The organism is Pseudomonas yamanorum (assembly GCF_013386765.1).
Taxonomy (GTDB): domain Bacteria; phylum Pseudomonadota; class Gammaproteobacteria; order Pseudomonadales; family Pseudomonadaceae; genus Aquipseudomonas; species Aquipseudomonas yamanorum_A.
The window spans coordinates 105,379-117,977 of sequence record NZ_JACARE010000015.1 but is presented as its reverse complement, the minus strand read 5'-3'; the positions used below and the strand labels follow the sequence as shown (position 1 = coordinate 117,977).

The following is a 12,599-nucleotide window of genomic DNA, read 5'->3' as shown; positions in this document are numbered from 1 at the left end:
GAATTTCTCCTGTTAGTGGGCGACGGCCGCAGCGCCGTGTTCGTCGATCAGCGCACCGTTGTGGAAACGGTCGATGGAGAATGGAGCGGCCAACGGGTGCATTTCACCCTTGGCGAGGCTCGCGGCAAATACGTTGCCTGAGCCTGGGGTGGCCTTGAAGCCACCGGTACCCCAACCGCAGTTGAAGAACATGTTCGGGACCGGGGTCTTGGAGATGATCGGGCAGGCATCCGGCGTGGTGTCGACGATGCCGCCCCACTGGCGGTTCATGCGCACGCGGGACAACACCGGGAACATCTCGACGATGGCCTGGATGGTGTGTTCGATCACCGGGTACGAGCCGCGCTGGCCGTAGCCGTTGTAGCCATCGATACCGGCGCCGATCACCAGGTCGCCCTTGTCGGACTGGCTGATGTAACCGTGCACGGCGTTGGACATGATCACGCTGTCGATGATGGGTTTGATCGGCTCCGACACCAACGCTTGCAGCGGGTGGGATTCGATCGGCAGGCGGAAGCCCGCCAGCGACGCCATATGGCCGGAGTTACCCGCCGTCACCACACCGACGCGCTTGGCGCCGATAAAGCCCTTGTTGGTTTCGACGCCGATGCACACGCCGTTTTCCTTGCGAAAACCGATGACTTCGGTCTGCTGGATCAGGTCCACGCCCAGTGCATCGGCGGCGCGGGCAAAGCCCCAGGCCACGGCATCGTGACGGGCCACGCCGCCGCGACGTTGCACGGTGGCGCCCATCACCGGGTAGCGGGTGTTCTTCGAGCAGTCGAGGTACGGAATCTCGTCGGCCACTTGTTTGGCGTTGAGCAGTTCGCCGTCCACACCATTGAGACGGTTGGCGCTGACACGACGCTCGGAGTCACGGATATCCTGCAGGGTGTGGCACAGGTTGTAGACGCCACGCTGGGAGAACATCACGTTGTAGTTCAAATCCTGGGACAAGCCTTCCCAGAGTTTCATCGCGTGTTCGTACAGGTGCGCCGACTCATCCCACAGGTAGTTGGAGCGCACGATGGTGGTGTTGCGCGCGGTGTTGCCGCCGCCCAGCCAGCCTTTCTCGACCACGGCCACGTTGGTGATGCCGTGCTCTTTGGCCAGGTAGTAAGCCGTCGCCAGCCCATGCCCGCCGCCGCCGACGATGACCACGTCGTAGACCTTTTTCGGCGTGGGCGTGCGCCACATCTTCTGCCAGTTTTCGTGGTGGCTGAGTGAGTGCTTGAAGAGGCCGAAGCCCGAGTAGCGTTGCATAGTCATTACTCCAAAACCGCGCTCAGCGATAAACCGGGAAATCAGCGCACAGGGCGGCCACATGCTTGGCGACGTTGGCCTCCACATCGGCGTCGCCGAGGTTGTCGAGGATGTCGCAGATCCAGCCGGCAAGCGTGAGGCATTGGGTCACTTTGAAGCCGCGCGTGGTTACCGCCGGGGTGCCGATGCGCAGGCCCGAAGTCACGAAGGGCGACTGCGGGTCATTGGGCACGGCGTTCTTGTTGACGGTGATGTGGGCGCGACCCAGGGCGGCGTCCGCCTCTTTGCCGGTGAGGCCCTGACGGATCAGGCTGACCAGGAACAAGTGGTTATCGGTGCCGCCGGACACTACATCGTAGCCGCGTTTGATAAACACGCCGGCCATGGCCTGGGCGTTGTCGATCACTTGCTGTTGATAGGCCTTGAAACCCGGCTCCTGGGCTTCCTTGAAGCACACCGCCTTGCCGGCGATCACGTGCATCAGCGGGCCGCCCTGGGCGCCGGGGAAGACCGCCGAGTTGAGTTTCTTTTCAACTTCTTCGTTGGCCTTGGCCAAAATCAGCCCGCCACGCGGACCGCGAAGGGTCTTGTGGGTGGTGGTGGTGACCACATCGGCGTACGGCAGCGGGTTCGGGTACAGGCCGGCGGCAACCAGGCCGGCGACGTGGGCCATGTCGACGAACAGCAGCGCGCCAACCTTGTCGGCAATCTGGCGAAAGCGCGGGAAATCCAGAGTCTTGGAGTAAGCGGAGAAACCCGCCACGATCATCTTCGGCTTGTGCTCCACGGCCAGGCGCTCGACTTCGTCGTAGTCGATCAGGCCGGTGGTGGTGTCGATGCCGTATTGCACCGCGTTGTACAGCTTGCCCGACGACGACACTTTGGCGCCGTGGGTCAGGTGACCACCGTGGGCCAGGCTCATGCCGAGGATCGTGTCGCCGGCGTTCAACAGCGCCAGGTACACCGCGCTGTTGGCGGACGAACCGGAGTGCGGCTGCACGTTGGCGTAGTCGGCACCGAACAGTTGCTTGGCGCGCTCGATGGCCAGCACTTCAACCTTGTCCACGTGCTCGCAGCCACCGTAGTAGCGCTTGCCCGGATAACCTTCGGCGTATTTGTTGGTAAGGCCGCTGCCCTGGGCTTCCATGACGCGCTTGCTGGTGTAGTTCTCCGACGCGATCAGCTCGATATGATCTTCCTGACGCTGCTCCTCGGCATTCATGGCCGCCAGCAGTGCATCGTCATAACCCTGGATCTGGTCTTGCTTGCTGAACATCGCGTCTCTCCCGGCATTTTGTCTTGTTGAGGCTCACGCACGCGGCAGCGCCCTTTGATGCGATGGTAGGGCTGGCGCAGAGAGACCAAATGCCTACGCACGCCACGCAAAGGTGCGTTTACGACATGGCCGGAACAACACGGAAAAAATGTGGGAGCAGGCTTGTGTGGGAGCTGGCTTGCCTGCGATGGCATCCCCTCGGTGTACCTGATACTCCGAGGCGTCTGCATCGCAGGCAAGCCAGCTCCCACAGGGGTCAGGCGATGATCTTGCGCACGAGTAGCAGCAGCAGGAAATGCGCCGGATAAAGCGCATACGCCCAGCGCCGCATGGCCGGCGGCGACACGTGCCTGACCTGTCGCAACAAGACCAGCCCAGCCAGTGGCGCGATCACGCATGTCGCCAATCCCAGCATCGCCACCAGCGTGCCGCTATTGAGCAGGATCTGCCATTGATTGGCAGCCAGGCACACCACTCCCGGCAACACGCTGAAATACCAAGGCCGACGAAACACCAGCAGCATCGCCAACGGCAGCAGCACGCCAAAAAAGCCGAACATCAACTGCGCCGAAAACAACCCCGCCAAAACCAGCGCGATCAACGCCAATCCTCGATCAATGACCGCCTTCTGCTGCCATCCCCGGGCAACCAGCAGGCCCAGCGCCAGGGTCGGCAGCACGTTCAGCGTGTCGGCGTCGTCAATGAACAGCCGGTACGGCACTTCACTGATCACGCTGAACAACAGCAACCAGCCCAGGTAGCGCCACTGGCCAGTCACCGGCTCATCCTTTACCCGGTGCAGATTCGCCGCAATCGCCAGGCAAAACCACGGGAACGCCAGGCGCCCCGGCACGTACAGCCCGTCCAGGCTCAAACCGACATAACGCAGGTGGTCCAGCACCATGCAGAGCAGCGCCAGCCACTTGAGCAGATCCAGGGCCCCATCGCGGACGCGGCTTACAGGAAGGCTTTCAGAACCGTGCATAATTCCCCACTGACTTTGCATTAACAGTGCGTGCGCCCGCCCGACAATCTTGGGTAAAGTGCGCACCAACATCGACCACAGGACTGGGCCATGACTGACAAGAGCCAACAATTCGCCAGCGACAACTATTCCGGTATCTGCCCGGAAGCCTGGGCCGCCATGGAACTCGCCAACCAGGGCCATCAACGCGCCTACGGCGATGATGAATGGACCCACCGCGCCGCCGACGGTTTCCGCAAACTGTTCGAAACCGACTGCGAAGTGTTCTTCGCGTTCAACGGCACCGCCGCCAACTCCCTGGCCCTGTCTTCACTGTGCCAGAGCTACCATAGCGTGATTTGCTCGGAAACCGCCCACGTCGAAACCGACGAATGCGGCGCGCCGGAGTTTTTCTCCAACGGCTCCAAGCTGCTCACCGCCCGCACTGAAAACGGCAAGCTGACCCCGGAGTCGATCCGCGAGATCGCCCTCAAGCGTCAGGACATTCACTATCCAAAGCCCCGCGTCGTGACCCTGACCCAGGCCACCGAAGTCGGCAGCGTGTACACCCCGGAAGAAATCCGCGCCATCAGCGTCACCTGCAAGGAACTGGGGCTGAACCTGCACATGGACGGCGCACGCTTCTCCAACGCCTGCGCCTTCCTCGGCTGCTCGCCTGCCGACCTGACCTGGAAAGCCGGGGTCGACGTGCTGTGCTTTGGCGGCACCAAGAACGGCATGGCCGTGGGTGAAGCGATCCTGTTCTTCAACCACAAGCTGGCCGAAGACTTCGACTACCGCTGCAAACAGGCCGGGCAGCTTGCATCAAAGATGCGCTTCCTCTCGGCCCCGTGGGTGGGCCTGCTGGAAAACGACGCCTGGCTCAAACACGCCCGCCACGCCAACCACTGCGCGCAATTGCTCAGCAGCCTGGTGGCCGACATTCCCGGCGTGGAATTGATGTTCCCGGTGCAGGCCAACGGCGTGTTCCTGCAACTCTCGGAACCGGCGATTGCGGCGTTGACGGGCAAGGGCTGGCGCTTCTACACCTTCATCGGCAAAGGCGGCGCGCGCTTCATGTGTGCGTGGGATACCGAGGAAGAGCGCGTAAGAGAACTGGCCGCCGATATTCGGGAAGTGATGAGCGCCTAAAGTAGGAATCAAGCCAATGGATACTGGCGGATTGCCGAGACTGTTTTTTGATATTTCTGACAGCAGCAAACCGTAATTTCATTGACTAGCCTCTTGGAACCCGGAAGGAAAGGCCGCCTTTCGGGATCAACCGCCTGCCGAACAATCGGCCGGAAACGGAAATCCAGCAGAGGGCAATACCATGGAAATTCAAAGCTACGGCATCAACCTGCAAGGCGAAGGCACTGTCAGCACCACGGTTATCGACTGGGATGAATTCAGGAAGTCGGCAAAAGTCGGTGACACCATCAGGGAACCCTTCAGAACCCTGAAAATCACCGACAAAGTCTATGAATTGACAGCTTCAGGCCAGCACTTTGTCGTCCACATCTACGCCCAATAACCTCTAACCGATCGCTCCCACGCTCTGCGTGGGAGCGATCAAAGCGCAGGGTTAGAACTCGATACGCACATCGCCCTTCGGCACGCTGCAGCACGACAGGATGTACCCCTCGGCTTCGTCTTCCTCGGTGATCCCGCCGTTGTGGTCCATCTCGACCTCCCCGCCCAGCTTCATCACCTTGCACGTACCGCAAATCCCCATGCCGCAGGCTTTCGGAATCAGCAGGCCCAGTTTGGCGGCCGCTGCATGCACAGTTTCACCCGGCGCAACGCGGATGCTCTTGCCAGAGGCAATGAACTCCACCTGATGCAAGTCCGCCAGGTCGATTTCCGGTGCATCCGCCGCTTGTTCGGCTTGCTCTACCGCGTCGGCACGGGCTTCCGGTGGTGTGGCACCGAAGGACTCTTCGTGGTACCGCGCCATGTCGAAACCGGAGGCTTCCAACAGGCGTTTCACCGCGTTCATGTACGGCGTAGGGCCGCAGCAGAAGACTTCGCGCTCCAGGAAGTCCGGCACCATCAGTTCGAGCATCTTGTGGTTCAAGTAGCCGCGATAACCGGCCCACGGCTCGCCAAGTCCATGCTTCTCGCAGATCAGGTGCAGGCTGAAGTTATCGATCCGCGACGCCATGTGCTCCAGCTCGCGGTGGTAGATGATGTCTTTCGGCGAGCGGGCGCTGTGGATAAACGTCATGTCGACGTTGGCGTTGGTGTCGTAGAACCAGCGTGCCATGGACATCACCGGGGTAATCCCCACACCGCCACTGAGGTACAGCACTTTCGGGCTCGGGAAGTCGATGGCGTTGAACAGGCCCACCGGCCCGTGCACCGCCAGTTCCTGGCCTTCGTGCAAGGTGTCATGCAACCAGTTGGACACCCGGCCGCCGGGCACGCGCTTGATGGTCACCGAAAAGCTGTAAGGCACCGAGGGCGAGCTGGAAATGGTGTAGGAACGCATGATCGGCTGGCCTTCGATCTCCAGCTCCAGGGTGACAAACTGCCCCGGCTTGAAAAAGAACAGGATCGGCTGGTCGGCCATAAAGCAGAAGGTGCGCACGTCCCAGGTTTCCTGGATGACTTTGACGCAACGGACGATGTGCCGACCATTGGCCCAGGTCTGGGTAGTTACCGGATTCAGGAAGCTGTTGGACATGCTGTTCTCCACCGCCGAAGGTCGGCCTTATGGTGGCGATTCTGCGTAACGCGCGAACCACCCATTTACCTATCTGCGACATTCACATACTTATCGCGACCAGCCCCCATACCACGGGGGTTGCGCGTCGGGAACAGAGTGGGCCATGTCGCTCATGGATAAGGTTCCGGCCTGCGCCGGCCCCACACTCGCTTCACATAAAGACGCTTTCTTTACGCCTTGCACAGCACCAACCGTAGCCACTATTCGCCGGCCACACAGAATGGCCATGAGGACACACACGATGGACGTCACCGCAACCTTAAGCTTGGGCGATCCGCTGGAACCCGCACGCAAGGCCACCGCGCAAATGCTGCAAGAGCGCGAGCGCACCTTTTCGCTGCCGCAGCCGTTTTACTCTGATGAGCGGCTGTTCGATATCGACATGCAGGAAATTTTCCAGAAAGAGTGGTTGATCGCCGGCATGACCTGCGAGATCCCAGCCAAAGGCAACTACATCACCCTGCAGGTGGGCAAAAACCCGATCATCGTGATCCGCGGCGCCGACGGCGTGGTGCATGCGTTCCATAACGTGTGCCGCCATCGCGGTTCGCGCTTGTGCACCAGCGACAAGGGCAAGGTTGCCAAGCTGGTGTGCCATTACCACCAGTGGACGTATGAGCTGGACGGCCGCCTGCTGTTCGCCGGCACCGAGATGGGCGCCGACTTCGACATGAAGCAGTACGGCCTCAAGCCTGTAAACGTGAAGACCGCCGGTGGCTATATCTTCATCAGCCTGTCTTCGACTCCGCCGGCCATCGACGACTTCCTGTCGACGCTGAGCCACTACATGGAACCCTACGACATGGAAAACACCAAGGTGGCGATCCAGACCACCTTGTTCGAAAAAGCCAACTGGAAGCTGGTGCTGGAAAACAACCGCGAGTGCTACCACTGCAACGCGTCGCACCCGGAGCTGTTGAAAACCCTGCTGGAATGGGACGACGTCACCGACCCACGGGCCGACCAGGCCTTCAAGGACCATGTGGCCGCCTCTGCCGCTGCCTGGGACGCCGAGAAGATCCCTTACGCCCACGCCAGCTTCGGCCTGCGTAACCGCATCGTGCGCATGCCGCTGCTCAAGGGCACCGTGTCGATGACCCTCGACGGCAAGCAGGGCTGCAACAAGCTGATGGGTCGCATCAAGAACCCGGACCTGGGCTCGATGCGCATCCTGCACCTGCCGCACTCGTGGAACCACTGCATGGGCGACCACATCATCGTGTTCACCGTGTGGCCGATCAGCGCCCAGGAAACCATGGTCACCACCAAGTGGATCGTGCACAAGGACGCCGTGGAAGGTATCGACTACGACGTGGAGCGCATGCGCAAAGTGTGGGACGCCACCAACGACCAGGACCGTCGCCTGGCCGAAGAGAACCAGCGCGGCATCAACTCCACCGCCTACCAGCCGGGGCCGTACTCCAAGACCTATGAGTTTGGCGTGGTGAACTTTGTGGACTGGTACAGCGAGCGGATGCTGAGCAATCTGGGGGCGGCGCCGGCGCCGTATCTGAAAGGCGTGGCCGTACATGAGTAACCCGCTGACACGCGGCTGATCAAAATGTGGGAGCCGGGCTTGCCCGCGATAGCGATTTAACGTTCAACCCTTCTGTTGGCTGTTACTCCGTCATCGCGGGCAAGCCCGGCTCCCACAATAGTTTGTGGCTGTACATAATTCATCCAACACCCTGACAGACCAGTGCCGCCCTGCCCTCCAGCCATTGCCCAACAACTTATCCACAAAGGCACCCACAGCAATTGTGGGCAACTGCGCTTTCCTATCGAAATAAAATCAAGAAAATCCGTGACTTATTCAAACGTCCGGGTTTTATCCCGCATTGATCATTTTTTGATCTGAAGCCTGAAAGCCACGTTCTGTATGGGCTACAGAGGAACGCAAACACCTTATCCACAGAAGCGCCAACAGACTTTGGGGGCAACTTTGGCCTATCTGTGGAAAACCGCCTGTGAATGAGTGAAATCGCGGGTTTGAGAGGGAAAACCAGCGAAAAAGACGATATTGATCATATTTTGATCAAACAACTACAGGCCACGTTTTATAAGGCATACAGCGGATAGCGAACATCTTATCCACAGAAGCACCAACAGACTTTGGGGGCAAGTGTGCGCCGGGAATTTTCCTTATCCACAGAAAAACCCAAGGAAAAACCGGCAGTTAGGTTGGTTGTTTTTCGTAAAGAGGGCTGCAGGGCTTGATTTGCGCGGGGTGTGGACAGCGGCGAACAGGTTATCCACAGGTGGGTTAACAGGGATTGTGGGTAAACCCACAAATCTCCTGTAGGAGCGAGCTTGCTCGCGAAAAACGTCAACGATAACGCAGCGTGTCAGGTTTAACGCGGAGGTCTCAGGCTCTTCGCGAGCAAGCTCGCTCCTACAAGGGGTCAGCGAACGACACCTTCTTCTATAAGCAATTTAAGGATGGCCTGGGCACCGTCTTGCGGGCTGACACCCTTGAGCACCTGCCCACCGCCACCACTGGCCTTGGCCGTGGCCGCCTTCATCCTGTCCGCACCGCTCTTGGCCTTGATTACCTTGAGGCGCTTGGGCCGTGGCTTGGCTGGCTGCAACACAGCACCTGTGAATAACTCATCCTCCAACACCTCAACATCATGCGCCTCCAGCACCCCGCGCTGAGCCGGGCCGTAGGCGCTTTGCCGGGGCTTGGGCGCCGCGTTATCCACCGTCGCCAGAAACGGCAGGCGCACCTTCAGGCGCCGCCGCTGGCCCCGAGGCAGCGCTTGCAGCACATGAGCCACGCCGCCCTCGATGGATTCCACCTGGGCCAGGCCGACAATCAGCGGCCAGCCCAATTGCTCGGCCAGCAGGAACGGCAACATGCCCGAGCCTTCACCGGTTTCCGCCTGGCTGCCGGTGAGCACCACCTGGGCGCCCGCGTCCCGCAGATAGTCGCTGAGCACCGGCAAGGCGTCCGCCCCGGCCGGTTGCTCAAGTACATGCATCTGCGCCAACCCCATGCCCAGGTAGGCGCGCAGCGTCGGCTCGCCGATGTCGCCGGCGTGCAGCACTTGCAGGTTATCCCCAGCCAGTTGCAGGCCCAGTTCTACCGCACGGGCATCTTGCTCGGCGCGCCGTGGGCGGCCGGACGTCGGGTGGGCGCCGATGGACACCAGGCTGATTACATTCGTGGTCATGGCCATTTCCTTAAGCCGCATCGCGCTTGGCGCCATTGCGGTAGGCCTCGACCGCAACGATCAAGGCTTGCAGTATCGCGGCGCTTTCGCCGATCACCGACAGGTCGGCACGCTTGATCATGTCGCAGCCCGGGTCGAGGTTGATCGCCACCACCTTGTCGCAGGCACCAATGCCTTGCAGGTGCTGGATCGCCCCGGAAATCCCCACCGCCACGTAAACCCGGGCGGTGACCCAGGTACCGCTGGCGCCCACCTGGCGGTCACGGGCCATGAAGCCGTCGTCCACCGCCACCCGCGAGGCGCCTTCGGTGGCGCCCAGCGCGGCGGCGGTCTGGTGGAACAGCGCCCAGTCCTTGACCCCGTTGCCGCCGGAGAAAATAAACTCCGCTTCGGCCATGGGAATCGCCGCCGGGTCGACGGCCACCGCGCCCAAATCTTCGATACGCGGCAAGCTGCGAGCCAGGCTTGTGGATAACTCTACCGGCAGCACTTCGTGACGGGTCTCGCTGACAGGATCGGCGCATTCCGCCGCTGCCAGGATCATCCGAGGCAAAGGCCTGGCCAGGTCTTCCTGGCCGGCACCGGCGCGGCCAATACATTCCTGGCCCTTGATCTGCCAGACCCGCGTGGCCGGGCGTTCCTTGAGGCTGGCGGCAAAGCGCCGGCCCAACTCACCACCGCCGTTGCGGCTGTCGGGCAGCAACCAGTGGCGCGGGTTGAACTGGTTATCCACAGCCCGCAGGCCATGGACCCGTTGCTCCGGTGAATAACCGTCGAACTCATGACCGTCCAGCACCAGCAGCCGGTCGACACCGGCGGTGGCAAAGGCGTTTTCCTTGTGCTCGCCGAACACCACGGCCAGTACCGCCCCGTCGTCGCCGGCCAGTTGCCGGGCCAGGCCCAGCAGGTCGCGGTCGTGGCTGCTCAGGCGGCCGCCGACCATGTCCGGCACCACGTTGATGTAGAACGCCGGGGCTGCCACCTGATGCAACGGCAACTGCACTTCCACCGCCGCCGAACGCTTGGCCGCGCCGCCCTGCTGGGCGCCGCTGCGGTCGATACGCTTGATGCCGTTGGGGCCGATAAAACCGACACCGTGCACGTTCTTGCGGATGACGCCGTTAGGCCCCATCCAGCTGTGTTGCACCGGCTGCATCGCCGCGTGCAGCGGGTGCAGGCGGTTACGCGCGATCCATTCAGCCCGTGGGTCGCGGCGGATAATGTCGCTCATATATGCACCTGCGCAGGTTCGCGTTTCGGGGTCTTGGCCGGGGCGGCGTCTTCAAGCAACGCATCGGCCACCAGCTCGGCGATGTCCTTGATCAGTGGGCGCGGTTCTACAACGCCCTCAAGCATCGCCGTGCACTGTGGACAACCTACGGCCACCAGCTCGGCGCCGGTCTCGCGGATGTCTTCCATGCGCATGTCGGGAATCCGCTGCTTGCCGGGAATATCGGTAATCGGCGCGCCGCCACCGCCACCGCAGCAGCGGGAGCGGAAGCCGGAGCGCTGCATTTCCTTGACCTCGATTCCCAGCGCCCGCAGCACTTGGCGCGGTGCCTCGTACTCGCCGTTGTAGCGGCCCAGGTAGCACGGGTCGTGATAGGTCACACTGTTGCCTTTGTGCTGGCCCAGGTTCAAGGCGCCGGCGTCGATCAGCTCGGCCATGTAAGTGCTGTGGTGCTGCACGAGGTAGTTGCCGTCGAAGGCGCCGTATTCGTTTTTCAGCACGTGGAAACTGTGGGGGTCGCAGGTGACGATGCGCTTGAAGCTGTATTTGGCCAGGGTCTGGATATTGCGCGCGGCCAGCAGCTGGAAGGTGGCTTCATCGCCAAGACGCCGGGCCACGTCGCCGCTGTCGCGCTCTTCAAGGCCCAGTACCGCGAAGTCGACCTTGGCGGCTTTTAGCACTTTGACGAACGAGCGCAGGGTGCGCTGGTTGCGCATGTCGAACGCGCCGTCGCCGACCCAGAACAATACGTCGACGGTTTTCCGGTCGCTGAGCAACGGCAGGTTCAAGTCCGCCGCCCAGTTCATCCGCCCGCCCGGCGCGAAACCGCCCGGGTTGTCGGTGGCGATCAGGTTTTCCAGGACTTCGGCGCCCTTGTTCGGGGTGGCGCCTTTTTCCAGGGTGAGGTGGCGGCGCATGTCGACGATGGCGTCCACGTGCTCGATCATCATCGGGCACTCTTCCACGCAGGCGCGGCAGGTGGTGCACGACCACAGGGTTTCAGCATCCACCAGACCGTTGACGATCGGCTGATGCGGATTGCCACCGTGTTCGCCGATGGCTTTGCCCGGATAAGGGCTGCCAGCGAACTTGGCGTCGGTGCCACCGGCCAGGCCGACCACCATGTCCTGGATGAGTTTTTTCGGGTTCAGCGGCTGGCCGGCGGCGAACGCCGGGCAAGCAGCTTCGCACTTGCCGCACTGCACGCAGGCGTCGAAGCCAAGCAGCTGGTTCCAGGTGAAATCCAGCGGTTTTTCCACGCCCAGGGGCGCGGTTTTATCGGCCAGATCCAGCGGTTTCAAACCGGTGGAACGGCCACCGCCGAAGCGCTCGGCGCGGCGGTGCCAGGCCAGGTGCAAGGCACCGGCGAAGGCGTGTTTCATCGGGCCGCCCCAGGTCATGCCGAAGAACATTTCCGACACGCCCCACAACACGCCCAGGCTCAGCAGCGCGGCGAGCAGCCAGCCGCCGAAGTCGGCAGGCAGGATCCCGGCCACCGGCAAGGTCACCAGGAAGAAGCTTACCGAGAACGCCATCAGGCTTTTCGGCAGGCGCATCCACGGCCCTTTCGACAGGCGCGCAGGTGGGTTGCGCCGGCGCAGGTAGACGAAGGTGGCGCCGACAAACATCAGCACCGAGGCCAGCAGCAAGGCGTAGCCGAGGATGCGGTTATGCAGGCCGAAACCGTGCACCAGGATCGCCAGCAGCGCCGAGAGCACAAAGCCCAGGGCGGTGGCGACGTGGGTGTTGGCGATGTATTTGTCGCGGGCGACCACGTGGTGCAGGTCGACCATGTAGCGCTTGGGCATGGCCAACAGGCCGCCAAGCAGGTCGACTTTGGAAGCACGGCCACGGCGCCACATGTTCACCCGGCGCAGGGCGCCGAGGACGGCGAGGCCCAGGGCGGCAAACAAAAGAACAGGAAGCAAGGTGTTCAACATGGTGAAGCTCCACAGACCACACTG

The 12,599-nt window shown here is 61.8% G+C and carries 10 protein-coding genes; 3 read left to right on the top strand and 7 right to left on the bottom strand.

Annotation, left to right across the window (positions count from 1 at the left end):
- Window positions 1-12: 12 nt before the first annotated feature.
- The 3 genes from HX875_RS10875 to HX875_RS10865 all read right to left on the bottom strand — a co-directional run bounded on the left by HX875_RS10875 (window position 13) and on the right by HX875_RS10865 (window position 3,524).
- Window positions 13-1,263, bottom strand: a complete 1,251-nt coding sequence (locus HX875_RS10875; RefSeq protein WP_003209185.1) for a sarcosine oxidase subunit beta — start codon at window positions 1,261-1,263, stop codon at window positions 13-15.
- Window positions 1,264-1,285: 22 nt separating this feature from the next.
- On the bottom strand, window positions 1,286-2,539 hold the full coding sequence (glyA, locus tag HX875_RS10870; RefSeq protein ID WP_177043190.1) for a serine hydroxymethyltransferase: 1,254 nt from the start codon (window positions 2,537-2,539) through the stop codon (window positions 1,286-1,288).
- A gap of 256 nt (window positions 2,540-2,795) precedes the next feature.
- Complete coding sequence (locus HX875_RS10865; RefSeq protein ID WP_177043189.1) at window positions 2,796-3,524, bottom strand: TraX family protein; 729 nt, start codon at window positions 3,522-3,524, stop codon at window positions 2,796-2,798.
- 90 nt (window positions 3,525-3,614) lie between these two features.
- Between HX875_RS10865 and HX875_RS10860 the strand changes: the two genes are divergently transcribed.
- Window positions 3,615-4,655 carry a threonine aldolase family protein gene (locus HX875_RS10860; RefSeq protein ID WP_177043188.1) on the top strand — a complete coding sequence of 347 codons (1,041 nt, stop codon included), beginning with the start codon at window positions 3,615-3,617 and terminating at the stop codon, window positions 4,653-4,655.
- Between the two features lie 181 nt (window positions 4,656-4,836).
- Window positions 4,837-5,037 carry a hypothetical protein gene (locus tag HX875_RS10855; RefSeq protein WP_177043187.1) on the top strand — a complete coding sequence of 67 codons (201 nt, stop codon included), beginning with the start codon at window positions 4,837-4,839 and terminating at the stop codon, window positions 5,035-5,037.
- A gap of 51 nt (window positions 5,038-5,088) precedes the next feature.
- Here the strand turns inward: HX875_RS10855 and gbcB are convergent, their stop codons facing one another.
- Entirely contained in the window at window positions 5,089-6,189 is a 1,101-nt protein-coding gene (gene gbcB / locus HX875_RS10850; RefSeq protein ID WP_010167504.1) for a glycine-betaine demethylase subunit GbcB, read from the bottom strand.
- Window positions 6,190-6,472: 283 nt separating this feature from the next.
- Here gbcB and gbcA point away from each other — a divergent pair, with 283 nt between their 5' ends.
- The gene (gene gbcA / locus HX875_RS10845) at window positions 6,473-7,768 is read left to right on the top strand and encodes a glycine-betaine demethylase subunit GbcA (RefSeq protein WP_177043186.1); all 1,296 of its coding nucleotides are present in this window, start codon (window positions 6,473-6,475) and stop codon (window positions 7,766-7,768) included.
- Window positions 7,769-8,633: 865 nt separating this feature from the next.
- Here gbcA and etfB read toward each other — a convergent pair.
- The 3 genes from etfB to dgcB are packed head-to-tail and all read right to left on the bottom strand — an operon-like array spanning window position 8,634 to window position 12,575.
- A complete protein-coding gene (gene etfB, locus HX875_RS10840) occupies window positions 8,634-9,404 on the bottom strand; it encodes an electron transfer flavoprotein subunit beta (protein ID WP_177043185.1) in 771 nt (256 codons plus the stop codon).
- A gap of 10 nt (window positions 9,405-9,414) precedes the next feature.
- Window positions 9,415-10,635 (bottom strand): electron transfer flavoprotein subunit alpha, encoded by a 1,221-nt coding sequence (gene etfA / locus HX875_RS10835; protein WP_177043184.1) that lies wholly within the window; start codon window positions 10,633-10,635, stop codon window positions 9,415-9,417.
- The gene (gene dgcB / locus HX875_RS10830; protein ID WP_177043183.1) at window positions 10,632-12,575 is read right to left on the bottom strand and encodes a dimethylglycine demethylation protein DgcB; all 1,944 of its coding nucleotides are present in this window, start codon (window positions 12,573-12,575) and stop codon (window positions 10,632-10,634) included. Before dgcB ends, etfA begins: the two co-directional genes overlap by 4 nt.
- Between the last annotated feature and the right edge of the window lie 24 nt (window positions 12,576-12,599).